We start from the raw sequence: 24,766 nt of genomic DNA on the forward strand, positions 1-24,766 counted from the left end.
GCGTCCGGCGCTCCTCAGGCGTCCGACAGGTGCGCGATGGTGGCCGCCGCCCGGCGCTGGGCCGCCAGCGGCACATCCTCGATGATGTCCGCGAGGAATCCGAAGCGCCGCAGCCATTGGCTCATCTGCCGTTCGGGGCGGGCGTTGGCTCGCTTCCACCAGTCAGCGATGTCCCCCCAGCCAGGGGCGGCCAGGGATCCGCCAACCTCCTGCACGGCCAGGGAGGCGCACAGATTGGCAAACCGCAGCCTGTCCCCCAGCGGCCAACCGGCCAGGGTGCCCACGATGAACGCTGCGTCGAAGCAGTCACCGGCCCCCGTGGGGTCGTGCGCCTTGACCGGAAGCGACGGGACCCACTCCTCCTCCCCGGTTTCCGAGTCAACGGCCATGGCCCCCTGCGCTCCCAGGGTCACCACAGCCACCGGTACGCGGTCCGCCAGAGCATAGAGCGCACTCCACGGATTGTCCTTGCCGGTGAACGCCATGGCCTCCCGCTGGTTGGGCAGGAAGGCGTAAAAGTACTGCAGGTTGTCGAGCCGCACGGGCGCCCACTCGCCGCTGGGATCCCACCCCACGTCCCCGAACAGCCTCACCCCGGCGGCATGGGCTGCCCGGGCCCACGGCTCAACCTCAAGGCCCACCTCGGCGATGCCGGCGCGCGCCTGGGGCGGGTCTCCAATCAGCTCGGAGTTTGTCACCGGCGCCGAGTGTCCGTGGGTTACCAGGGAACGGTCGCCGTCCACGCAGAGGGACACCGTCACCGGCGAGTGCCAGCCCGGGACGCGGCGGGAGAGGCTGAGGTCCACATGTTCCTGGCCGGAGAGGATCTTCCAGTTGAAGTCGCCGTATCCGTCGTCCCCGAAAGCCGCTGCCAGGCCGGTGCGCAGGCCCAGCCGCGCGGCGGCGATGGCCTGGTTGGCCACCCCTCCGGGACAGCTGCCCATGCCGTCACTCCAGATTTCCGTACCTGGTTCGGGCCCGTGCGGGAGGCCGGTAAAGATGATGTCCTGGAAAACGGTCCCGGCCAGCAGGAGATCGAATCCGGGTTCCCCCGGCGGGCGGACGGCAGCCAGAGGATCGAAGGGGCGGGCTGGCATCGCGTCCATAGTGCGCAGGATACGCCGCGCGGCAGTGCTCCGGTAGGGGCCTTGGACACGGTATGGACACGGTGTCGGAGGCTGGTCCTAGACTGCATCCATGCGGCTTCTGATTGCCGGCGGCGGGGGTTTCAGGGTGCCGCTCATCTACCGGGCGTTGGTGTCCGGGCCCTTTTCCGGCCGGGTCACGGAGCTGGTGCTGTACGACGTCGATCCCGCCCGCCTGGATGCCGTCACCGCCGTGCTGCGCAGCATGCCGGCAGGCCAGGGTGCACACCTTCCGGTGCATGCCACCACAGATCTTTCCGCTGCCCTCTCCGGCACCTCCATGGTCTTCGCCGCGATCCGGCCCGGCGGCACCGCGGGTCGTGTGGCCGATGAGAAGGTGGCACAGGACCTCGGGCTGCTGGGCCAGGAAACCACCGGGGCCGGCGGGATTTCCTACGCTTTGCGGACCATCCGGCACATGGTGGGCCTTGCCCTGCTGATGCGCGAGCACTGCCCGGACGCATGGCTGGTCAACTTCACCAATCCGGCCGGAATAGTCACCGAGGCCTTGCGCCCTGTCCTGGGGAACCGGGTCATCGGGATCTGCGACTCCGCGGGAGGGCTGGTGCACCGGGCGGCACGGGCTGCGGGTGTCCCGTTGCCGGAGGGACGGCTCGACGGCGTGGGCTACTACGGGTTGAACCACCTGGGCTGGCTGTACCGGCTGGAGTCCGGCGGACGGGACGTACTGCCCGGCCTGCTTGCTGACGCCGGGGCGCTCCAGTCGTTCGAGGAAGGCCGGCTCTTCCCGCAACCGTTCCTTGCCGGACTCAGCATGCTGCCCAACGAATACCTGTATTACTACTACCAGCGCGATTCGGCCCGGCAGGCAATGCAGGCCATGGCACGCACCCGCGGGCAGACCATCCACAACCAGCAGCAGGAGCTGTATCCGCGGCTGGCCGCCGCGGGCCCTGAAGCATACCGGCTGTGGGAGGCGGCGCGGCGCTCCCGCGAAGAGGGGTACCTGGCCGAGGCCCGGCACGACGGCGAGCGCCGGAACGAGGAGGACCTGGCCGGCGGTGGCTACGAACGGGTGGCGCTGGCGGCGATGCAAGCACTGGCTGGCCGGGGCGATACCCAACTGATCCTCAACACTGTCAACGCTCTGCAGGCCCCGTCGGCACCCCCGCCACGCCCCGGCAACCGTGACCTGCTCCAACCCGCCATTCCCGGCCTGCCGTCGGACGCCGTCGTCGAAGTCCCCTGCACCGTCACCCCGGCCGGAGCCGTGCCGCTGCCCCAGCAGGAACCGCCGGAACCACAGCTGGGCCTGCTCCGGCAGGTCAAGGAGGTGGAACGGCTCGTTGTCCTGGCCGCGGGCACCGGCAACCGGGATGCCGCCGTCGAGGCCTTCGCCCGGCACCCGCTCGTGGATTCGGCGGACCTGGCCGCGAAGCTGATGGCCGGTTATGAGCGGGCGTTTCCGGCCTTGGGGAAGATGTGGGAGGGCGGTGGGCGTTAGGGGAAGGAGTAATGTTTTATCGGATGCGCACTGAGCCGGCTCCCCTGACACGCGCCGGCGGCCGGAAGGAGGTCCCGTGGCACTGATCCGCAGGGTCGCTTTGCTTTCCCTCCACACCTCCCCCATGGAACAGCCCGGCTCCGGTGATGCCGGCGGAATGAACGTCTACATCCGCGAGCTGGCCTCGGCACTGGCCGAGGCAGGCGTGGAAGTGGAGATCTTCACGCGGGCCACCTCAGCCGACCAGCCCGCCGTCGAGCATCCCGACCCCGGCGTGTGCGTGCACAACGTCCTGGCCGGCCCGCCCAGGAAGATCCCCAAAGAGGAACTTCCCGGACTGCTGCACGCCATGGTCGCGGAAATCGAGCAGATCCGCCGCCGCCAGCCGCACGGCCGGTACGACGTCATCCATTCCCACTACTGGGTGTCCGGGATAGCCGGGCTGGAACTGTCCGAGCTGTGGGGCGTCCCGTTGGTCCACACCATGCACACCATGGCCAAGGTCAAGAACCTGTTGCTGGAGTCCGGTGAGCAGCCGGAGCCCCGGCGCCGCGAACTGGGCGAGCACCGCATCGTCGACGGCGCGGCCAGGCTTATTGCCAACACCAGCTCCGAGGCCGCCGAACTTGTGTCCCACTACGGCGCCACCTACGACCGCATCGACATCGCGCCACCCGGCGTGGACCTGGCCACGTTCACCCCCGCGTTCCGGGCAAGGTCCAGGGCGGAGCACGGCGTCAGCCCCGACACGTTCCACCTGGTGTTCGCCGGTCGCATCCAGCGCCTGAAGGGCCCCCAGGTCCTGGTCAAAGCCGCGGCGCTGCTGCGGAAACGCCGCCCGGACATTGACCTGCGCGTCACCATCCTCGGTGCGTTGAGCGGCAACAAGGAATTCAACCTCCGCTGCCTGGTGGCGGAAGCAGGAATGGACGACGTCGTCACGCAGCTTCCGCCGGTGAAGGCACCTGAGCTGGCGTCCTGGTTCCGTGCGGCCGACGTTGTGGTGATGCCTTCCTTCAGTGAATCCTTCGGGCTCGTGGCACTCGAGGCCCAGGCCTGCGGGACGCCCGTGGTGGCCACCCGGGTTGGCGGGCTCTCCCGCGCCATCTTCCACGGCCGGACCGGGCTCCTGGTGGACGGCCACCATGCTGCGGACTGGGCCGATGCCCTGGAATCCCTGTACGACGACCCCGCCACCCGCGAGGACCTGGGCCGCGCCGCCGCCATCCGCGCCCAGAACTCAGGATGGCAGCGCACTGCCGCCATAACGCTGGAAAGCTATCATGCCGCCGTCGACAACTTTGTGGGCCGCCGCCTGGCCCCGGTGGTTCCGGCTTCCTGACGGTTCTTCGCAGGCCGCTGCTGGTATCGGGTGCCGTTGGAGCCGGGTGCTGTTAGCTTAGGGGCAGGTCTCCGGCGCCGGCCGGTGCAGGAAAAGACTGCGCAGGAAAGGACAAGGATGTCTGCTCTCCCCTCTGATCTGGAAATAGCCCGCGCCGCCCGCATCCGCCCCATCGGGGACATCGCGGCTGCGGCCGGGGTCAATGCCGATGCTCTGGAACAGTACGGGCGGTACAAGGCGAAAATCGATCCCGCCCGGCTTGCGGCCCCTGCGCCGCACGGCAGGGTGGTGCTGGTCTCGGCCATGTCGCCCACGCCGGCCGGCGAGGGCAAATCCACCACCACTGTGGGGCTGGCGGATTCACTCGCCCGCGCCGGCCACAAGGTGATGATCGCGCTGCGGGAACCGTCCCTGGGGCCGGTGTTGGGCATGAAGGGGGGCGCCACCGGCGGCGGCTACTCGCAGGTACTGCCCATGGACGAGATCAACCTGCACTTCACCGGCGATTTCCATGCGATCACTTCGGCCAACAACGCCCTGATGGCACTGGTGGACAACCACATCTACCAAGGCAACTCGCTGAACATCGATCCACGCAGGATGACGTTCAAACGCGTCCTGGACATGAACGACCGCTCCCTGCGGGAAGTGGTCATCGGACTGGGCGGACCGACGCAGGGCGTGCCGCGGCAGGACGGGTTCGACATCACCGTGGCTTCCGAAATCATGGCTGTCTTCTGCCTCGCCACGGACCTGGCGGACCTCCGCTCACGGCTGGGCCGGATCACGTTCGGCTACACCTACGACCGGGCACCTGTGACCGTGGCAGACCTCGGCGTGGAGGGGGCGTTGACGCTGCTCCTGAAGGAGGCGGTCAAGCCCAACCTGGTGCAGACCATCGCCGGCACCCCCGCCCTGGTCCACGGCGGCCCCTTCGCCAATATCGCCCACGGCTGCAATTCGCTCATTGCCACGCAGACCGCCCGGCGGCTGGCGGACATCGTGGTCACCGAAGCCGGCTTCGGGGCTGACCTGGGCGCCGAAAAGTTCATGGACATCAAGGCGCGGTACGGCGGCCTGGCCCCGTCCGCGGTCGTGGTGGTGGCAACGGTGCGCGCCCTGAAGATGCAGGGCGGGGTGGCCAAGGACCAGTTGGCCCGCCCGGATGTCGCTGCCCTGGAGGCCGGGGTGGTTAACCTGCGCCGGCACGTGCACAACGTGGAGAAGTTCGGAGTCACCCCCGTGGTGGCCATCAACAAGTTCTCCTCCGATGCGCCGGAGGAACTCGACTGGCTGCTGAAGTGGTGCGCAGCCGAGGGCGTGCGCGCCGCCGTCGCCGACGTGTGGGGCCGGGGCGGCGGGGGCGACGGTGGCGACGAACTCGCGGCCCTCGTTGCGCAGGCGGTGGAGGCGCCCAGCAGTTTCCGCCACCTTTATCCCCTGGAGCTGTCCGTGGAGGACAAGATCCGCACCATCGCCCAGGAGATCTACGGAGCCGACGGCGTGGACTTCTCCGTGCCGGCGCTGAAGCGGCTTGCCGACATTGAGCGGAACGGCTGGGGTTCGATGCCCGTGTGCATGGCCAAGACCCAGTACTCGTTCACGGACGATGCCTCACGGCTGGGCGCCCCCAAAGGATTCACCATCCACGTCCGCGACCTGCTGCCCAAGACCGGTGCGGGCTTCATCGTTGCCCTTACCGGGGCTGTCATGACCATGCCTGGCCTCCCGGCCGTCCCGGCTGCGCTGCGCATGGACGTGGACGCGGACGGCAACCCGGTCGGCCTCACCTAGCCCCAACTCGTTGCTCTATCAGATCTGGTCCCTAAAGCCCGGGTTTGGGAACCGTATCTGATAGAGCAACGAGAGGTGTGGATAAGTTCTGCGAGATGACCGGCTGCCGGTAAACAATGATCCCCATGCGTCCTGTTTCGCCCCTGCCGGCCCACCTCGAAGCCATCCCCTTCACAGTCGCTGAGGCGCGGGCAGCCAGCCTCACCCGGGCTCGATTACGTTCTTCCGACCTGGCTTCGGCCGGACGCCTCCTGTATCTGCCGGCAGGCTGGGAGTTCGAACTTCCAGCAATGGCACGGGCCCTCTCTGCGGCGACTCCCGGAGCGTGGATATCCCACGTAACGGCCGCAAGACTGTTGGGGCTCTGGCTCCCGCCGTGGTTCCAGGACTGCCGGGACCTCCATCTCAGCAAACCCCGGGCACTGCCGCAGGTCCGGCGGGTCGGCGTCGTAGGGCACACCGTGCTGGCCCATCAGGATGAGATTATGGATTGGCAGGGCATCCGTATCTCGACACCCGCACGGACATGGCTGGACCTTTGCCGCCTGCTTCCCATGGAACATGCGGTGGCAATCGGCGACCAATTGGTCCGGCAGCCGCACGACGGACTCGAGCTTCGCACCAAGCCTTGGGCAACGATTCAAGACCTGCGGGAGATGCTGAAGCGGCACCCGAAGATGCAGGGCATTGTGAAGGCCCGCGCCGCCGTCGAACTGATCCGCGCAGGTGCGGATTCCGCACCCGAAACCTTTCTGCGTCTTGCTCTCGTTGACGCCGGATTGCCGGAGCCTGAACTTCAGGTTCGGATACTTGCCGATAATGCACACTCGCCGGCCGCGGACCTCGGCTACCGACGGCAAAGGATCGGCATCCAGTACGACGGCGGCCATCACCTCACCCGGGAGCAGCAGTCACGCGACAATCGGCGGGATGCGGTCTTTCACTCTGCAGGCTGGCGGTACTTCAAATTCAATGCCGACGATCTTGCCAGGGATTTCCGCTGGGCGGTGAGGCAGATCCGCGCAGCACTGCGGGAGCCTTAAACACCAGTTGCTCTATCAGTTTTGGTCCCTAACCAAAAGGTTTAGGGACCAAAACTGATAGAGCAACCAGGGCCTTAAGGGGTTTAGCGTTCCAGGTCGCCGCGGATGAAGGCTTCGACCTTCTCGCGGGCGAGGTCGTCGTTGAACTGCTCCGGCGGGGACTTCATGAAGTAGCTGGAAGCCGAGAGCAGCGGGCCGCCGATGCCGCGGTCCAAGCCGATCTTGGCGGCACGGATCGCATCGATGATCACCCCTGCGGAGTTCGGCGAATCCCAGACCTCCAGCTTGTACTCCAGGGACACCGGGGCGTCGCCGAAGTTCCGGCCTTCCAGGCGGACGAAGGCCCACTTGCGGTCATCAAGCCACTGGACGTAATCGGACGGGCCGATGTGTACGTCCTTGGCGGCCAGCTCGGCCTCCACATTGGAGGTCACGGCCTGGGTCTTGGAAATCTTTTTGGACTCCAGCCGGTCACGCTCCAGCATGTTCTTGAAGTCCATGTTGCCGCCGACGTTCAGCTGGTACGTGCGGTCCAGGGTCACGCCGCGGTCTTCGAACAGCTTGGCCATGACGCGGTGCGTGATGGTTGCACCGATCTGGCTCTTGATGTCGTCGCCCACGATCGGAACACCGGCGGCGGTGAACTTGTCAGCCCACTCCTTGGTGCCGGCGATGAATACGGGCAGGGCGTTGACGAACGCTACGCCGGCGTCGATCGCAGCCTGGGCGTAGAACTCGGCAGCCTGCTGGGAACCCACGGGCAGGTAGCAGACCAGGACGTCAGCTTTGGCGTCCTTCAGGGCCTGGACCACGTCCACGGGCTCTTCGGTGGACTGCTCGATGGTCTCGAGGTAGTACTTGCCCAGGCCGTCCAGGGTGTGGCCGCGCTGGACCGTGACACCCGTCGGCGGAACATCGGCGATCTTGATGGTGTTGTTTTCGCTGGCCAGGATGGCATCGGACAGGTCCACGCCGACCTTCTTGCCGTCTACATCGAACGCGGCGACGAACTCGACGTCACCCACGTGGTACTGGCCAAACTCAACGTGCATCAGGCCCGGGATGGTTTCTGCCGGGTCGGCATCCTTGTAGTAGTGGACGCCCTGCACCAGCGAGGCGGCGCAGTTGCCCACGCCAACGATTGCAACACGAATGGGATGTGAAGACACAGAACTCCTTTGGGGACAAACGTCAGCCGGCCTGGTTGGCCTCCGAGGAATGGACGACGGCGGCCGGCTGGCTTGGCGCCGCGCGGCGCCTTTTCATACTACCCAACACAGCGGGACCGGCAGTTGTTCCGCCGGTCCCGCTGTGTAATGGAAACAAGCGCCTCAGGCGTTCTGCTTCCAGAGGTTGATATCGGATTCCACGGCGAATTCATCGATCGCCGTGAGCTCCTCATCAGTGAAGTTGAGGTTATTGATGGCGGACAGCGTGTCCTCCAGCTGCCGGACGCTTGAGGCTCCCACCAGGGCCGATGTGACGGGTGAACCCTTCGGCTGGTCGCGCAGGATCCAGGCAATGGCCATCTGGGCCAAGGACTGCCCGCGGCCCTCGGCGATCTCCCGCAATCCGAAGACCCGGTCCAGCTTCTCCTCCGTAATGGAGTCCTCGGAGAGAAAACGTGCCTTGGCTGCCCGGGAGTCTTCCGGGATGCCGTGAAGGTAGCGGTCCGTGAGCATCCCCTGTGCCAGGGGCGAGAAGGCGATCGACCCTGCGCCCACCTGGTCCAGCACCTCGTACAGGTTCGGCGAGCCGTCCTCGGTCCAGCGGTTGAGCATGGAGTAGCTGGGCTGGTGGATCAGCAGCGGCGTACCGAGTTCCTTGAGAATCCGGGCAGCCTCAAGGGTCTGTTCCGGCGTGTAGGAGGAGATTCCCGCGTACAGTGCCTTGCCGGACCGGACAGCGTAGTCCAGTGCGCCCATGGTTTCTTCCATCGGCGTTTCGGGGTCCGGGCGGTGGCTGTAGAAGATGTCCACGTAGTCCAGGCCCATCCGTTGCAGCGACTGGTCCAGGCTGGAGATCAGGTACTTGCGGGAACCCCATTCTCCGTAGGGGCCGGGCCACATGTAATAGCCGGCCTTGGTGGAGATGACCAGTTCGTCGCGGTAGGGCTTGAAGTCGTCCCGCAGATGCCGGCCGAAGTTCGTTTCCGCGGACCCGTCCGGAGGGCCGTAGTTGTTGGCGAGGTCGAAGTGGTTGACGCCCAGGTCGAAGGCGCGGCGGAGGATGTCCCGCTGTTCCTCGAAGCGCTTGTCATCGCCGAAGTTGTGCCACAGTCCCAGGGAGATGGCCGGGAGCTTGAGCCCGCTGCGGCCCACCCGGCGGTAGGGCATGGTTTCATAGCGGTTGTCCGCTGCTGAATAGGTCATGCGTTCTGTCCTTCCTGTTGGGTTGCGATGATCGCTGCACTCCAGGGCGCCATGGCCAGGGCGTCACCGTCCAGCCCGGTCCCGTCGTCCGTGGCCAGCAGGACGCTGCCGGACGCGCCGTCAAGCCGTACCTTCGAGTCGGAGAAGTTCACCAGCACCTCGACGGAACCGCGCCGGAAGCGCAGCCAGCCCGCGTCGTCGTCGAACGAAACGTCTGTCCCGTCAAAGCCAGGCCCGGCCAGGTCCGGATGGGAGCGGCGCACCGCCGTCAAGGACCGGTACAGGTCCAGGAGCCGCGCATGGTCGCCCGTAGAGGCCTCGGCCCAGTCCAGCTTGGACCGACGGAAGGTTTCCGGATCCTGGGGATCGGGCACGACGGCGGGATCCCACCCCATGCGCTCGAATTCCTTGATGCGCCCTTCCGCGGTGGCCTTTCCGAGCTCCGGTTCGGGATGCGAGGTGAAGAACTGCCACGGTGTGGAGGCCCCGTATTCCTCGCCCATGAACAGCATGGGCGTGAACGGCGAGGTCAGCGTGAGCACCGCGGCGACGGCCAGCTGCCCGTAGGACAGCGACTGGGAGAGCCTGTCCCCCGTGGCGCGGTTGCCGATCTGGTCGTGGTTCTGGTTGCAGACCACCAGCGCCGCCGGGTGCACCAGCGAGGCGTTGATGGGGCGTCCGTGGTGCCGGCCGCGGAAGCTGGAATAGCTGCCGTCGTGGAGGAACCCGTCCTTGAGGACCTTGGCCAGCACGGCCAGGGATTCGAAGTCCGAGTAGTAGCCGGTGGTTTCGCCGCTGACGCTGACGTGGACGGCGTGGTGGAAGTCGTCGCTCCATTGCCCGGCCAGGCCGTACCCGTTCACGTCCCGGGGGTAGATCAGGCGTGGGTTGTTGAGGTCCGATTCCGCAATAAGGGTTTTGGGCAGCCCGGTTTCGGCCGAAATGGCGTCGCCCAGGGCCCCCAGGTCCTCCAGGATGTGGATGGCCCGCTCGTCCCGCAGCGCGTGCACCGCATCGAGGCGGAGCCCGTCCACGTGGTAGTCGCGCAGCCACAGGGCGGCGTTGTCCAGGATGTATTCACGCACTACGTCCGAGCCGGGACCGTCCAGGTTTACCGAATCGCCCCACGTGTTGGCGTCGCCCTGTTTCAGGTACGGGCCGAACTTGGGGAGGTAGTTGCCGCTGGGTCCCAGGTGGTTGTACACCACGTCCTGGATGACGCCCAGTCCTGCAGCGTGCGCGGCGTCAACGAAGCGCTGGTAGGCAGCAGGACCGCCGTAGCCTTCGTGCACGGCGTACCACTGGACGCCGTCGTAGCCCCAGTTGTGGGTGCCGTTGAAGCCGTTGACCGGCAGCAGTTCCACGAAATCGATGCCCAGGTCCGCCAGGTAGCCCAGCTTCTCCACGGCGGCGTCGAGGGTTCCTTCAGGGGTGAAGGTGCCCACGTGCAGTTCGTAAATGACGGCACCCTGCAGGTCCTTGCCGCGCCAGCCGGAATCCCGCCACGCGTAGGCGGCGGGATCGTAGGTCCGGGACTGTTCATGCACACCGGAAGGGAGCCGGCGGGACCGGGGGTCCGGAACAGGGGTGGTGTCCCCGTCCAGCAGGTAGCCGTAGTCCACATCCCCGTCGGCCGGGGCGTCAGGTGCAGTCCACCACCCTTCGGATCCGGGCGCCGTGTCCTTCTTCCGCATGGGATATTGCCGGCCATCGGCCAGCAAAACCACCGATGAAACGTCCGGGGCCCACACATCGAAACGCTCGGGTCCTACGTTGACCAGGGTCATGCCTTTTCTCCATCCACAGGTACCAGCAGGGCCACGGGGTAGGTACCCAGCACCTCTGCCACCGAAACCTGGCCCGGGCCGAAGCTGGCTCCGGTCAGTTCGTCACGCATGGCAGTGGAAAGGTCGACGGCGGTGTCCCGCCACCCGCCGGCAGCCTCCAGTCCGGCGGGGAGCCGGGTGGCAAGCGTCAGCGCACCGGGGGTCGCATCGGTTCCGCGGGTGAACGCGAGCAGGTGCCCGGCCGCCGCGCCTGTGGCGGCGAGCGGCGTGTATCCCTGGAACAGCTCAGGCCTGTCGCGGCGCAGGCGCAGTGCCCGCGAGGTGACCAGCAGCTTGCTGGCCTCTGTGCCCGCGTCCGGCAAGGCGCCGGCGTCGAGCTTTGCCAGCTCTGCCTGCCGTGCGGCGAAGTCGACGGGGCGGCGGTTGTCCGGGTCCGTGAGTGACCGTTCCCAGTACTCGCTGCCCTGGTAGACGTCCGGCACGCCCGGCATGGTCAGCTGGACCAGCTTGGCGGACACCGAATTGGTAGCCGAGTAGGCGTCGATGCGGGCCACGAAGTCCCCAACCACCTTGGCCACCGTGGCGTCGTCGAAGACCGCATCTACGGCAGCCTTGACCTTGGCCTCGAAATCCTCGTTGGGCTCGGTCCACCTAGTGGAGTTGCCGGCCTCCCTGGCCGCCTTTTCCGCATAGCCCTGCAGCCGCTCCCGGCTTGCCGGCCATGCACCAATGATTGCCTGCCACAGCAGGTTCTCGTAGGGTCCGTCCGGAATCGGCGCCAGTCCGCGGAGCGTCTCCAGTGTTTCCGCCCATTCCTGCGGCAGTTCGGCGATAACCGAGATCCGCGCCCGGGCATCCTCGCTGCGCTTGGTGTCGTGGGTGGACAGGGTGGTCATGGACAGCGGCAACTCCTGCTCGCGCCGCTGCATCCGCCGGTGGAATTCCTCGGGCGCCACCGCGAACTCGGTGGGCTCGGCACCCACCTCGGTCAGCGTGCCCAGGCGTGTGTAGCGGTAGAACGCGGTGTCCTCCACGCCCTTGGCCATGACCATGCCGGAGGTCTGCTGGAAGCGGACGGCGATGGGATTGGCGGGGTCCAGCAGCAGCGGCAGGAGGGTTCCCACCGCCACTTCCAGGTCCGGCCGGTGCGCCGCGGCGGACTCGCAGGCTTCCTTGAGGACGTCCGCTCCCACCGGCAGGTAGGACCGGTAGACCGGGAAGGATGCGATGATCTCGGCAATGGCGTCGGCCGCCTGGTCCACGGTGATGCCGTGGGACTCGGGGACCAGCCGGGCAAGGCGCAGCACCTCGGAGCGCAGGATGCCGTCGGCGATCATGCGCTTGGTGCCGCGGATCATCTCCGCGTAATCGGCGGGCCCGGACGTTCCCCGCAGGGATGCGTCAAGGGCATCCAGGGCCTGCTGCCCGGCAGGGTCCACGAAGACCCGGTCCACGTCCGCCAGGGCGTCGTAGCCAGTGGTCCCTTCGCAGGCAAAGTCCTGAGGCAGCACTTCGCCCGGTTCGAGGATTTTCTCCACCAGAACGTACGCGCCGCCACTGAGGTCCTTGAGCCAGCGGAGGTAGCCCGCGGGGTCAGCCAGACCGTCCGGATGGTCCACGCGGAGCCCATCCACCAGGCCTTCGGTGAACCAGCGGCCCACCTCGGCGTGGGCCTTCTCGAAGACCGACGGCTCTTCCACCCGGATGCCGGCGAGGGTGGTGACCGCAAAGAAGCGCCGGTAGTTCAGCTCGGCATCGGCCCGGCGCCAGTCCATGAGCTGGTAGTGCTGGCGGCTGTGGACGTCCTGCGGGGAGTCACCCTCGCTGTACGTGCCCTCGGCCAGCGGGAACCGGTGGTCGTAGTAGCGCAGTTCACCGTCCTTGACCTCGAGTTTGTCCAGGTCGGAGTCCGAGCCCAGCATCGGCAGCCGTACCTTTCCGCCGCCAAGGTCCCAGTCGACGTCGAACGCTTCGGCGTACGGCGACCCGCGGCCTTCCTTGAGCAGGGACCACCACCACGGGTTCTGCGCCGGGGTGGCAACGCCCACGTGGTTGGGCACGATGTCCACCAGGACGCCCATTCCGTGCTCGCGCGCAGCCTTGGAGAGGGCCAGCAGGCCTTCCGGGCCACCGCGGTCCGGATCCACCGCGGAAGGGTCGGTCACGTCGTAGCCGTGGTCCGAGCCCTTCTCCGCGGTGAGGATGGGCGACAGGTACACCCAGTCCACGCCGAGGTCCTTCAGGTACGGAACCTTGTCGGCGGCGTCGAACAGGGTGAAGCTGCTGCGGATCTGCAAACGGTATGTGGAGACCGGAGTCCTCATGCTTTAGCTTTCTTGTCAGCGCCCGTTGCCCTCGCCTCGCTCGCTTCCGCGGCCTTGGTCTGGGCCTCCGCCATCTCCTCCTGGGCCTCCTCGTGCTCGGCCATGGAGGCCAGGGACGCAGCCGCGGACGTATCCACTTCGGCTTCGGGGCCGGAGTAGGCGCGCAGTACCACCATGGACTTCGCGTCCAGCGTCAAAGTGGCACCGGCCTTGAGCGGTTCGTAGGCGTCGGCCTGGGCGGCAGTGTCAATCAGGACTTCCCAGTACTGCGAGTACTCGTCGGACGGAACGCAGAAGTCCACCTCATCATCGTGGGCGTTGAAGGCCATGAGGAAGCTGTCGTCTGTGATCCGGCGGCCGCGTGAGTCCTGTTCCTGGATGCCGTCGCCGTTGTAGAACACGCCGATGGTCCGGCCAAAGCCGCTCCCCCAGTCCTCCGGCAGCATCTCGGTGCCGTCGGTCTTGAGCCAGACGATGTCCGGCAGCTTCTCGCCTTCGCCGCGGCGCACGGGGCGGCCGTCGAAGAAGCGGCTGCGGCGGAAGGTGGGGTGGTCGTGCCGGAGCTTGTTGACGAATGCGGTGAACTCCACCAGCGGCTGGTCCATGGCTTCCCAGTGCACCCAGCTGAGCTCGGAGTCCTGGCAGTAGGTGTTGTTGTTGCCCTGCTGGGTACGGCCGAGTTCGTCGCCGTGGAGCAGCATGGGGACACCCTGGGAGAGCAGGAGCGTGGCGATGAAGTTCCGCTGCTGGCGGGCACGCAGGGTCAGCACCTTCTCGTCGTCGGTGTCTCCCTCCACGCCACAGTTCCAGGACCGGTTGTGCGATTCGCCGTCGTTGTTGCCTTCGCCGTTGGCCTCGTTGTGCTTCTCGTTGTAGGAGACCAGGTCCCGCATGGTGAAGCCGTCGTGGGCGGTGACGAAGTTGATGGAGGCCACCGGGCGCCGGGCGGAGCTTTCGTACAGGTCCGCGGAGCCGGTCAGGCGGGACGCGAACTCGCCCAGGGTGGAGGGTTCGCCGCGCCAGAAGTCACGGACGGTGTCGCGGTACTTGCCGTTCCATTCGGTCCACTGCGGCGGGAAGTTGCCCACCTGGTAGCCGCCGGGGCCAACGTCCCACGGCTCGGCGATCAGTTTGACCTGGGAAACTACCGGGTCCTGCTGGATGAGTTCGAAGAAGGTGGAGAGCTTATCCACGTCGTAGAACTCGCGGGCCAGGGTGGAGGCGAGGTCGAAGCGGAAGCCATCCACGTGCATCTCGGTGACCCAGTAGCGGAGGGAATCCATGAGCAGCTGCAGGGAGTGCGGGTGGCGCACGTTCAGCGAGTTGCCGGTGCCGGTGTAGTCCATGTAGTGCTTGAGGTCGTTGTCCACCAAGCGGTAGTAGGCCTGGTTGTCGATGCCCTTGAAGGACAGCGTGGGGCCGAGGTGGTTGCCTTCGGCCGTGTGGTTGTAGACGACGTCGAGGATCACTTCGATGCCGGCGCGGTGCAGGTCGCGGACCATGGCCTTGAATTCCTGGACCTGGTGCCCCACATCGCCCGTGGAGCTGTACGTGTTCTGCGGCGCGAAGAAGCCGATGGTGTTGTAGCCCCAGTAGTTGTTGAGGCCCTTCTCTTCCAGGGTGCCGTCGTTGACGAACTGGTGAACGGGCATGAGCTCGATGGCGGTGACGCCGAGCTTCTTCATGTGGTCAATGACCGCGGGGTGCGATACGCCAGCGTAGGTGCCGCGCTGCTCTTCGGGGATCTCAGGGTGGAGCTCGGTGAGGCCCTTGACGTGGGCTTCGTAAATCACCGATTCGTGGTACGGGATCTTCAGCTGGCGGTCGCCGTCCCATTCGAAGAACGGGTTGATGACCACGCCGTGCATGGTGTGCGGCGCGGAATCGGCGTCGTTGCGGGAGTCGGGGTCGCCGAATTCGTAGGAGAACAGCGCGGGGTCCCAATCGATCTGGCCCTGGATGGCCTTGGCGTAGGGGTCCATCAGCAGCTTGTTCGGGTTGAAGCGGTTGCCGGCGGCGGGGTCGTACGGCCCGTGCACCCGGTAGCCGTACTTCTGGCCGGGCTGGATGTGGGGCAGGTAGCAGTGCCACACATAGCCGTCCACTTCGGTCAGCTCGATCTTGGTTTCGGTCAAGTCATCGGCCAGGAGGCAGAGTTCGACCCGCTCCGCCCGTTCGCTGAACAGGGCGAAATTGGTGCCGGTGCCGTCAAAGGTAGCTCCCAGCGGGTAGGCAGTTCCAGGCCAGACTTCCATCGTGCTCCTCATTATTTGGTCAGCAGCAGACGGCATTGGAACGCCCCTGCTGCTGGTGCGAACTAATGCCTACCGTAGTGGTTGGCTGTGACTATTACGTTTCCAGGCTTCATAGTTACTAAGCATGCTGACTTTACCCCAGGTTTCGGGTAGGGCATCTGCAATTCCGCCAGCGGCGATCGGCCCGCCGGACGCCGCCTCCGACGCAGCCCTCCCGGCCCGGCCGTGCAACGCGGCACCCAGCGCGGCAATGGCAGCCCAGCGGCTGTCCCCTGTGATGCCCACCTCGCTGAAGCGCCCGACGTCGGGCCCGGCCTGGGCGAGCAACGCACCGATGACGCCGGCCAGGACGTCCCCGCTGCCGGCGGTGGCGAGCCAGGGCGTGCCGTCCGCCTGGCTGAAGGTGATGCCCCAAGGCGCGGCCACGAGCGTGGTGGCGCCCTTGAGCAGGACGGTGGCCCCTGTGCGAACAGCCGCCTGGCGGACTGCGGCAAGCGTGCCTGCTTCCACGGCTTCCCTATCCTCCCCGTGGCCCAGGCGCTGGAACAGGGATGCCAACTCACCGGCGTGCGGGGTCAGCACCACGTGCGGCGCGAGCATGGCAGGCAGGGCGGGCAGCGCGCCGGCATCGGCCACCACCGGAAGGTCCGATGCAATGGCGTCCCGGGCGCGGGTCAGCTGTTCATGGTCGTGCGGGCCCATCCCGGAGCCCACCAGCCAGGCCTGCACGCGGTTCTCTGCAACGGTTCCGGTGCTGCAGACAACTTCGGGACAGGACTGGCGGACCAGGTTGGCCACGGACGGCGGACCGAGGTACCGGACCATGCCCACTCCTGCTGCCAGTGCTCCCCGGCAGGCGAGGACCGCAGCGCCGGGGTAGTCCTCGGATCCGGCCACTACGCCCAGGACGCCGCGGGAGTACTTCTGGGCGCGCCGGGCGGGGTGCGGCAGGATTCGGGCCAGCTCGGCGTCCTCGAGCCGGCGCAGGGATGGTTCCGGCAGGTGCTCCTCAATCCCGATGGGCACAACCACCACGCGGCCGGCGAAGTCGGCCCCAGGGTCGGCCAGCAGGCCGTTTTTCGCTCCCCCGAACGTGACGGTCAGGTCGGCCGGCAGGACGGGCTCGGTAGCCTCGCCGGTGTCCGCGTCCACGCCGCTGGGAAGGTCGCAGGCCACCACAAGTCCGCGGAGATGTGCGCCGGCGAGAGCCTGGACCAGGTCCGCGGCACTCCCCCGCAGCCCGCCCTTGGCACCGGTTCCCAGCACCGCATCGATCACGACGTCGGCGCGTGCGGATTCGGCGGACAGTCCCGGAAGTGCCGCTTCAGTGAACCGCTGCACCCGGCCGCCCGCGCGCTCGAAGGCGGCCAGTCCGGCCGGATGGGCCGCATCCCCGGTGAGCACCGCCGTCGTACGCATTCCACGGGCGGCCAGGAAGGCGCCGGCGAACAGGCCATCGCCGCCGTTGTTGCCCTTACCTACCAGCACCACCACTCGCGAGCCGTTCAGGCGGCTGCCGCGGGACTTGAGTTCATTGACGACGGCGCCGGCCAGCCCGTGTGCGGCGCGCTGCATGAGCACGTCCCCCTGGCCGGCAGCCAGCAGGGGTTCCTCGGCGGCCCGGACCTGCGTTCCGGTGTAGGCGCTGATCATGCGGCGGAGGCCTGATCAGCCCTCGGCCAGCACCGTGGCTGTGGCGATGCCGCCGTCGTGGCTGATGGACAGATGCCAGCGCTTGACGCCCTTGGCCTCGGCAACGGCAAGGACGGTCCCCTTCACCTGGACGGTGGGGCCGTTACGGTCGAGGCCGATCCAGCAGTCCTGCCAGTTCATGCCGGCGGGCGCGCCGAGGACCTTGGCCACCGCTTCCTTGGCGGCGAACCGGGCGGCCAGGGAGCGGGTGTTCAGCTCGCGTTCCGCGGGCACGAACAAGCGGTCCCTCAGGCCCGGCGTCCGTTCCAGCTGGCGGCCGAACCGCTCGATGTCTACTACGTCTACCCCAATGCCAACGATCATGGGTGCCATTCTACGGTGAGGCTCCCTGCGGGAAGCCGGCGCGCGCCGGTCATTCGGGCTGTCCGCCATCAGCGGAAAAGCGGGACTTTCAGGCTGGCCGCGCGGAGCGCACCCCGACATCCCGGGGCTTCGGTGGCCGGGGCGGGCCAAAAGTTACGCAAACCCGCTCGGCCCGAGGGCGTTAACGCGGAAAGCCCCGGGCCGTGGGGACCGGGGCTTCTGTCCTGCGATATTCCGCTTATTCGACGGTGACGCTCTTGGCGAGGTTGCGGGGCTGGTCCACGTCGTAGCCCTTGGCTGCGGCGAGTTCCGCGGCGAAGATCTGCAGCGGGACGGTAGTCAGCAGGGGCATCAGCAGGGTGGGGGTCTCGGGGACGTAGAAGACGTACTCGGCGTAGGCCTTCACGGCTTCGTCGCCTTCCTCGGCGATGACCAGGGTCCGGGCGCCGCGGGCGCGGACTTCCTGGATGTTGGAGACCACCTTGGCGTGCAGCGAGTCACGCCCGCGCGGGGACGGGACGACGACGAACACGGGCTGGCCTTCATCGATCAGGGCGATGGGGCCGTGCTTGAGCTCACCGGCGGCGAAGCCTTCGGCGTGGATGTACGCGATTTCCTTGAGCTTCAAAGCGCCTTCGAGGGCCACGGGGTAGCCCACGTGGCGGCCCAGGAACAGCACGGACTTCTCGTTGGCCATCGACCGGGCCAGTTCGCGCAGCGGGCCGGCGTTGTCCAGGATGGTCTGGATCTTGGCAGGGATCTTGTTCAGGTCCGCCAGGACGTCCTTGATCTGGCCCGAGAAGATGTTCCCGCGCAGCTGCGCCAGGTACAGGCCCAGCAGGTACGCGGCCGTGATCTGGGCCAGGAACGCCTTGGTGGAGGCCACCGCGATCTCCGGGCCGGCGTGGGTGTAGAGCACTGCGTCGGATTCACGCGGGATGGTGGAGCCGTTGGTGTTGCAGATCGAGATGGTCTTGGCGCCCTGTTCCCGGGCGTACCGGACAGCCATCAGGGTGTCCATGGTCTCCCCGGACTGGGAGATGGAGACCACCAGGGTCTTCTCGTCCAGGATCGGGTCCCGGTAACGGAACTCGTGCGCGAGCTCCACCTCGGTGGGGATCCGGCACCAGTTCTCGATCGCGTACTTCGCCACCGTGCCCGCGTACGCGGCGGTGCCGCAGGCCAGCACGATGATCTTGTTGACCTGCTTCAGCAGCTCCGGGTCGATCCGCAGCTCATCCAGGGTCAGCTTGCCGTCCAGGTCCGACCGGCCCAGCAGGGTCTGGGCGACGGCGTCGGGCTGGTCATGGATTTCCTTCTCCATGAACGAGGAGAACCCACCCTTTTCGGCCGAAGCCGGATCCCAGTCCACGTGGTATTCCTTGCCCTGGGCCGGGTTGCCAAAGAAATCGGTGATCGTGACGGTGTCGGCGGTGATCGTGACGATCTGGTCCTGGCCCAGCTCCACCGCGCGGCGGGTGTAATCGATGAACCCGGACACATCCGAACCCAGGAAGTTCTCCCCCTGGCCCAGGCCCACCACCAGCGGTGAGTTACGGCGGGCGGCCACGACGACGTCGGGCTGGTCCGCGTGCACGGCCAGCAGCGTGAAGGCACCCTCAAGGCGCTGGCACGCCAGCTCCATGGCCCGGGTCAGGCCACCGTTGGCGGTGTCCCCGCCCAGCTGGTTGCGCAGGATGTCGGCCAGCAGCGCCGCGGCGACCTCCGTGTCCGTCTCGGACAGGAACGTCACACCCTTTTCCAGCAGCTCGAGCTTGAGCTCGGCGAAGTTTTCGATGATGCCGTTGTGGATCACGGCGAGCTTGCCGCCGTCAGCCAGGTGCGGGTGCGCGTTGCGGTCCGTCGGACCACCGTGCGTCGCCCACCGCGTGTGGCCAATACCGGTCAGGGTCTCCGGCAACGGCCGGGCCTCCAGCTCACCAATCAGGTTGCTCAGCTTCCCGGACTTCTTCCGCGACTCGATAGCCCCCTGGGACACCACAGCCACACCGGCAGAGTCATAACCGCGGTACTCCAGGCGCCGCAGCCCCTCCAGGACAACATCCAACGCACTGTGACCATTAATTGCACCGTCAACCGAACGGCCTACGTATCCCACGATTCCACACATAGGCACAAGACTATCGGCAGCGTGCCACTTGCTCTAAACCGGGAGGCCTCCGGGCGGCGCCTCCGTGACGGGTGCCGCCGCACTGAACAGGGGCGTCATTTCGCGATGGGCCGGGAGCGGGGCAGAATCTTTAGCGTGACTTCGCAACGCAATGAAGCGAACGGGGAGGGTGCCTCGCCGTTCGTGGAGCTGGACAGGCATACCTGGTCCCGGCTCGCAGCCCAGATGGAACAGCCCCTTAATGAAGAGGATGTGCTGCGCCTTCGCGGGCTTGGCGACCCCCTGGACATCAAGGAAGTCAGGGATGTCTACCTGCCGCTCTCACGGCTCCTGCACCTGTACGTGGAGGCTGCCGGTCAGCTGCACGCGGCCACCACAACGTTCCTGGGCGAGCAGACCCAGCGCACCCCGTTCGTGATCGGCGTCGCCGGCTCTGTTGCCGTGGGCAAGTCCACCATCGCCCGCGTGCTGCGGGAGATGCTTCGCCGCTGGCCGGGCACCCCCAACGTGGAGCTCATCACCACCGACGGGTTCCTCTACCCCCTGGCCGAGCTCAAACGCCGTCAACTGCTGGACCGGAAGGGTTTCCCGGAGTCCTATGACCGGCGGGCGCTCCTGCGCTTCGTGAGCGAGATCAAGGGCGGCGCCGAGGAAGTGCGCGCGCCCTGGTACTCCCACGTCACGTACGACATTGTGCCCGGCAAGGAAGTGGTGGTCCGCCGCCCGGACGTGCTGATCGTTGAGGGCCTGAACGTGCTGGCCCCTGCCCGCCCCCGGCATGACGGCCGCCAGGGTTTGGCCCTGAGTGATTTCTTTGACTTTTCCATCTACGTGGACGCCAAGACCTCCTACATCGAGGAGTGGTATGTGGACCGGTTCCGGAAGCTGCGCAGCACCGCGTTCGCGCAGCCGGAGTCCTACTTCCACCGCTACGCCACCCTGTCCGATGAAGAGGCAGAGAACACCGCCCGGGACATCTGGAAGCGGATCAACGAGCCCAACCTGGAGGAGAACGTGCTGCCCACACGCGGCCGGGCCCAGCTGGTGCTGACCAAAGAGGCGGACCACTCCATCCGCCGCATGCTGCTCCGGAAGGTGTAGCACAGGTGTGCTACCAATGCGTTTCTTCCAGCCGGCGCAGCTTCACGCGCTTCCTCGCGGCAGGGGCCGGACTGACCGTCCTGGCAGCCTGCACACCGGAGGCACCCAAGGCGGCGCCGTCGTCGTCCGCTGCTCCTTCCCCTTCCCCGTCCCCTACGGCCGCCACCGCGTCAGCGGGCCCGACGGCGGACGCGGCCACAGTGGGGCAGCCGCCTGAGGCGCCGTCCCCCACACCCTCGCCCTCGGCGGCTTTGGCGCGGCAGTTTTCGCTCGATGATCCGGCGAGCCCCTGGGTCGTCGTGAACAAGCACCGGCCGTTGAAGCCGGCGGACTATGTGCCGGCTGACCTGGTGCGTCCCGCCGTCGCGGTCTCCGCCGCAGGTGAGGCGGCGCTGCTGAACAGCACCACGGCGGCAGCGGCTGAGGCGATGTTCGCCGCGGCCGCGCGGGATGGTGTGGCGGTGGTCCTGGCCAGCGGCTACCGCTCGTACAGCACGCAGGTGACCACGTACAACGGGTACGTCGCGGCGCGGGGGCAGGCCGACGCCGACACCGCCAGTGCGCGGCCCGGGCACTCGGAGCACCAGACCGGGTGGGCGTTCGACATCGGGGACGGCGGGGGTGCCTGCAGCTTCCAGCCGTGCTTCGCGGAGCAGCCGGCGGCCACCTGGGCGAAAGAGAACGGGCACCGGTTCGGGTTCGTAGTGCGGTACCCCTGGATGCTGCACCCCATCACGGGGTACTACTACGAGCCGTGGCACCTGCGGTACGTGGGAGTGGAGGCGGCCACGGACATGCTGAACCGCGGCATCGGCACGCTGGAGGAATACTTTGGCCTGGAAGCGGCACCGGCATACCTGTAATCCCGGTGCGCTAGGTTGGTTCTCATGCTTAGTGGATTCAAGAACTTCATTATGAAGGGCAACGTTGTTGACCTTGCCGTGGCCGTTGTCATGGGTACCGCGTTCGGAGCGGTGGTCACGGCGCTGGTGAACAAGGTGCTGATGCCGTTCGTCTCCGGCCTGGTGGGTGCACCCAATTTCGACAGTTTTGCCAAGGTAAACCTGAACGGCAACGCCATCGAATTCGGGGTGCTGCTGACTGCAATCGTGAACTTCCTGCTGATCGCGGCGGCCATCTACTTTGTGGTGGTGATGCCGATGAACATGATGATCGAGCGCCGCAACCGCCGGCTGGGGATCAACAAGGACGTCAAGAAGGATGCTGCCGAGGACCCTCAGGTTGCGCTGCTGACCGAAATCCGGGATGCGCTGAAGGAGCGCGCGCTCTGAGTTTTTCCAAACGCCAGTGGCCCGTCTCCCTCGAGGAGGCGGGCCACTTTTGTTTGCTCACGTATAGTCATGTGGCATTGTTCCGTTGACACCTCGCCTCAAGCCCTCAATGATTGCGCAATGGGGCAATCACGGCCGGGACTTTCGGCTTCATCAACCACGTCGCAACGCAAACTCTTCCTTGGTTTGTCTCTGCTAGTTGCCGCGTTCGCGCGACTACTGACGCTTCCATTCGTAAGCGATGATGCTCGGATCTATCTACTGCCTTGGATGCAGGAGTATCGAATGCATGGGGCGGCAGCCCTGGGGGGAGAATTCTCCAATTACAACTTTCCCTACCTCTTCTTGATGTATGTAGCAAGTCTTCTACCAATCGCGCCGCTATTCGCAATCAAAATCATTTCACTGATTGGTGATGTTCTGTTGGCTGTCTCAATGGCGCACCTCGTGCGCCATTACCGACCTTACGGGCTGGAACCTGCAACCGCAGCCGTAGTCACACTCTTCATTCCTACAGTGCTTTTGAACTCGGCCATGTGGGGACAATGCGACTCGTTTTACGCTGCCTTCCTCACACTCTCGCTCAGCTATCTCCTCCGAAACGACGCACGCAGAGCGTGGCTTCTTTGGGCGGTTGCACTCGCGTTCAAGCTCCAGTCTGTGTTCTTCCTGCCAGTGCTCGTTCTGATCTCGCTGCGCAATCGATTCCACCTGATGAGCCCCATTCTCGCAGCCGGACTTTGGGCAACACTCAGCCTTCCTCCGATGCTGTTCGGTCGCTCGCTGGTCAGCACGCTGGGCATCTACGTGAAGCAATCGGGTGAAGACCGGCTAGTAGCCGGTGCAGCAAACGTATACGAATGGTTTCCCGGTGTAACAGCAGCGGAAGGAAGGATTCCGGCACTGATTGCATGTTCGGTAGTCCTGTTGGGAATTGCTTTCGCCTACTGGAGAGCGCCGGACTCTTCTGAGCGAAGAATCCTGCTGGCCGTGTGCGTCCTGGCCGTATGCCCATACCTCTTGCCGCAAATGCATGACCGCTATTTCTTTGCCGCCGAAGTGCTTTCACTCGTTTTTATCAGTACTAGAAGTCTTCGTTTGGTTCCGGTAATTTTTTCCGGAACGGGCCTTCTGGTCTATGTCCTTTACTTCTCCGGCAACCGCTACATCTGGCCACTTCTCATCGCATCAGCATTACAAGCCATCGCCATCTTCCTACTGATGCACGAACTAGTAAAAAAGCGCAACGACATGAAGAAGAGCTTGCTGCCCGTTAGTCACTAACGAGCTCCAGCGCGAGCTCGGTCCGGACCACCTGGGCGAGGTGTTCGGCGATGGACTGGGCCGTCTCCTCGTCAGCGGCCTCCACCATTACGCGCACAACGGGCTCGGTCCCGGACGGGCGGAGCAGGACGCGGCCGGTGTCGCCCAGTGCTGCTTCCGCTGCTGCCACGGCCTGGGCCAGGACGTCACTGCTTCCGACCCGGCTGCGGTCAACGCCCTTGACGTTAATGAGGACCTGCGGAAGCTTGGTCATCACGGTGGCGAGCTCTTTGAGCGGCTTCTTGGTCAGGGCCACCTGCGCGGCCAGCTGCAGCCCGGTGAGGAGGCCGTCGCCGGTCGTTGCGTGGTCGGAGAAGATCACGTGGCCGGACTGCTCGCCGCCCAGGTTGTAGCCGCCGTCGCGCATGCCTTCCAGGACGTAGCGGTCCCCCACGGCGGTTTCCAGGATGGTGATGCCGGCGTTGCGGAGGGCGATCTTGAGGCCCAGGTTGCTCATGACGGTGGCCACCAGGACGTCGTCCTTGAGCTTGCCCGCCTTTTTGAGCGCTACGGCGAGGATGGCCATGATCTGGTCGCCGTCCACCTCGTTGCCCTCGTGGTCAACGGCCAGGCAGCGGTCGGCGTCGCCGTCGTGTGCGATACCCAGGTCAGCTCCGTACTTGACCACGGCTTCCTTGAGGGGGCCCAGGTGGGTGGAGCCCACGCCGTCGTTGATGTTCAGGCCGTCAGGATCCGCGCCGATGACGATGAGCTCCGCGCCGGCGTCCTTGAAGAGCTGCGGTGAGCAGCCGCTGGCGGCACCGTTGGCGCAGTCCAGCACCACTGTGAGGCCGTCCAAGCGGTGCGGGAGGGTACGGAGCAGGTGGACGATGTAGCGGTCCTCTGCGTCGGAGAAACGCTGGATCCGGCCCACATCGGCGCCGGTGGGGCGGACGGCTTCCTTGCTCATCTGGGCCTCGATGGCGTCCTCCACCTCGTCGGGCAGCTTCTGGCCGCCGCGGGCAAAGAACTTGATGCCGTTGTCCGGCGCCGGGTTGTGCGAGGCGGAAATCATGACGCCGAAGTCGGCATCCAGATCCGCCACCAGGTAGGCGGCTGCGGGGGTGGGCAGGACGCCGGCGTCGTAGACGTCGATGCCTGAGCTGGAGAGTCCGGCTTCCACGGCGGCGGCGATGAATTCACCGCTGGCGCGCGGGTCTCTAGCCAGCACGGCGCGGGGCCGGGAGCCGTTGGAGTTGCGGTCGTGACCAAGCACGACGGCGGCCGCCTGGGCCAACTGCAGGGCCAGTTCTGCTGTCAGCAGGCCGTTGGCCAGCCCCCGGACACCATCAGTTCCAAATAATCTAGACACCGGTCAAGTGTAGAGGATGGGTGCTGCCAAGATCTGCGTAGTCGGCGTTCCGCGGCTGGCCCTA

At 66.3% G+C, this 24,766-nt stretch carries 18 protein-coding genes; 8 read left to right on the forward strand and 10 right to left on the reverse strand.

The features are described from left to right. Nucleotides 1-14: 14 nt before the first annotated feature. Nucleotides 15-1,106 (reverse strand): carbohydrate kinase family protein, encoded by a 1,092-nt coding sequence (locus VIK36_RS15315; RefSeq protein ID WP_255172795.1) that lies wholly within the window; start codon nucleotides 1,104-1,106, stop codon nucleotides 15-17. A 91-nt stretch (nucleotides 1,107-1,197) separates the two neighbouring features. Here VIK36_RS15315 and VIK36_RS15320 point away from each other — a divergent pair, with 91 nt between their 5' ends. The 4 genes from VIK36_RS15320 (at nucleotide 1,198) to VIK36_RS15335 (ending at nucleotide 6,789) form a co-directional block, all read left to right on the forward strand. Continuing rightward, nucleotides 1,198-2,610 (forward strand): 6-phospho-beta-glucosidase, encoded by a 1,413-nt coding sequence (locus tag VIK36_RS15320; RefSeq protein WP_324642586.1) that lies wholly within the window; start codon nucleotides 1,198-1,200, stop codon nucleotides 2,608-2,610. Nucleotides 2,611-2,686: 76 nt separating this feature from the next. After that, complete coding sequence (mshA, locus tag VIK36_RS15325) at nucleotides 2,687-3,952, forward strand: D-inositol-3-phosphate glycosyltransferase (RefSeq protein WP_159631413.1); 1,266 nt, start codon at nucleotides 2,687-2,689, stop codon at nucleotides 3,950-3,952. Nucleotides 3,953-4,069: 117 nt separating this feature from the next. Further along, nucleotides 4,070-5,746 carry a formate--tetrahydrofolate ligase gene (locus tag VIK36_RS15330; RefSeq protein ID WP_324642587.1) on the forward strand — a complete coding sequence of 559 codons (1,677 nt, stop codon included), beginning with the start codon at nucleotides 4,070-4,072 and terminating at the stop codon, nucleotides 5,744-5,746. A 461-nt stretch (nucleotides 5,747-6,207) separates the two neighbouring features. Then, nucleotides 6,208-6,789 (forward strand): endonuclease domain-containing protein, encoded by a 582-nt coding sequence (locus VIK36_RS15335; protein WP_324642588.1) that lies wholly within the window; start codon nucleotides 6,208-6,210, stop codon nucleotides 6,787-6,789. An 83-nt stretch (nucleotides 6,790-6,872) separates the two neighbouring features. On the opposite strand, the gene VIK36_RS15340 is transcribed toward VIK36_RS15335, so the two are convergent. From VIK36_RS15340 to glmS, 8 genes are all read right to left on the reverse strand, one after another. Further along, nucleotides 6,873-7,958, reverse strand: a complete 1,086-nt coding sequence (locus tag VIK36_RS15340; protein ID WP_141159814.1) for an inositol-3-phosphate synthase — start codon at nucleotides 7,956-7,958, stop codon at nucleotides 6,873-6,875. 162 nt (nucleotides 7,959-8,120) lie between these two features. After that, nucleotides 8,121-9,161: an L-glyceraldehyde 3-phosphate reductase gene (mgrA, locus tag VIK36_RS15345; protein ID WP_324642589.1), complete on the reverse strand. Its 1,041-nt coding sequence runs from the start codon at nucleotides 9,159-9,161 to the stop codon at nucleotides 8,121-8,123. Next, entirely contained in the window at nucleotides 9,158-10,948 is a 1,791-nt protein-coding gene (gene treZ, locus VIK36_RS15350; RefSeq protein ID WP_324642590.1) for a malto-oligosyltrehalose trehalohydrolase, read from the reverse strand. The genes mgrA and treZ overlap by 4 nt, the downstream gene beginning before the upstream one ends. Next, a complete protein-coding gene (gene treY, locus VIK36_RS15355) occupies nucleotides 10,945-13,272 on the reverse strand; it encodes a malto-oligosyltrehalose synthase (RefSeq protein ID WP_324642591.1) in 2,328 nt (775 codons plus the stop codon). The genes treZ and treY overlap by 4 nt, the downstream gene beginning before the upstream one ends. Then, on the reverse strand, nucleotides 13,269-15,527 hold the full coding sequence (gene glgX / locus VIK36_RS15360; protein WP_159631407.1) for a glycogen debranching protein GlgX: 2,259 nt from the start codon (nucleotides 15,525-15,527) through the stop codon (nucleotides 13,269-13,271). The genes treY and glgX overlap by 4 nt, the downstream gene beginning before the upstream one ends. A 69-nt stretch (nucleotides 15,528-15,596) precedes the next feature. After that, nucleotides 15,597-17,180, reverse strand: a complete 1,584-nt coding sequence (locus VIK36_RS15365) for an NAD(P)H-hydrate epimerase (RefSeq protein ID WP_324642592.1) — start codon at nucleotides 17,178-17,180, stop codon at nucleotides 15,597-15,599. A 15-nt stretch (nucleotides 17,181-17,195) separates the two neighbouring features. After that, the gene (locus tag VIK36_RS15370; protein ID WP_159631405.1) at nucleotides 17,196-17,543 is read right to left on the reverse strand and encodes a holo-ACP synthase; all 348 of its coding nucleotides are present in this window, start codon (nucleotides 17,541-17,543) and stop codon (nucleotides 17,196-17,198) included. Between the two features lie 238 nt (nucleotides 17,544-17,781). After that, a complete protein-coding gene (glmS, locus tag VIK36_RS15375; RefSeq protein ID WP_324642593.1) occupies nucleotides 17,782-19,674 on the reverse strand; it encodes a glutamine--fructose-6-phosphate transaminase (isomerizing) in 1,893 nt (630 codons plus the stop codon). Between the two features lie 105 nt (nucleotides 19,675-19,779). Here glmS and coaA point away from each other — a divergent pair, with 105 nt between their 5' ends. From coaA to VIK36_RS15395, 4 genes are all read left to right on the forward strand, one after another. Next, the gene (gene coaA / locus VIK36_RS15380) at nucleotides 19,780-20,775 is read left to right on the forward strand and encodes a type I pantothenate kinase (RefSeq protein ID WP_201302504.1); all 996 of its coding nucleotides are present in this window, start codon (nucleotides 19,780-19,782) and stop codon (nucleotides 20,773-20,775) included. A 5-nt stretch (nucleotides 20,776-20,780) separates the two neighbouring features. Further along, a complete protein-coding gene (locus VIK36_RS15385; RefSeq protein ID WP_324642594.1) occupies nucleotides 20,781-21,638 on the forward strand; it encodes a M15 family metallopeptidase in 858 nt (285 codons plus the stop codon). Nucleotides 21,639-21,662: 24 nt separating this feature from the next. Then, on the forward strand, nucleotides 21,663-22,067 hold the full coding sequence (gene mscL, locus VIK36_RS15390; RefSeq protein WP_324642595.1) for a large conductance mechanosensitive channel protein MscL: 405 nt from the start codon (nucleotides 21,663-21,665) through the stop codon (nucleotides 22,065-22,067). Nucleotides 22,068-22,352: 285 nt separating this feature from the next. Beyond that, complete coding sequence (locus tag VIK36_RS15395) at nucleotides 22,353-23,351, forward strand: hypothetical protein (protein WP_324642596.1); 999 nt, start codon at nucleotides 22,353-22,355, stop codon at nucleotides 23,349-23,351. On the opposite strand, the gene glmM is transcribed toward VIK36_RS15395, so the two are convergent. Beyond that, nucleotides 23,341-24,702: a phosphoglucosamine mutase gene (gene glmM, locus VIK36_RS15400; RefSeq protein WP_324642597.1), complete on the reverse strand. Its 1,362-nt coding sequence runs from the start codon at nucleotides 24,700-24,702 to the stop codon at nucleotides 23,341-23,343. The genes VIK36_RS15395 and glmM overlap by 11 nt on opposite strands. Between the last annotated feature and the right edge of the window lie 64 nt (nucleotides 24,703-24,766).

Origin of the sequence: Pseudarthrobacter sp. LT1, from assembly GCF_035621795.1 — a bacterium.
In the GTDB taxonomy this organism is placed as follows: domain Bacteria; phylum Actinomycetota; class Actinomycetes; order Actinomycetales; family Micrococcaceae; genus Arthrobacter.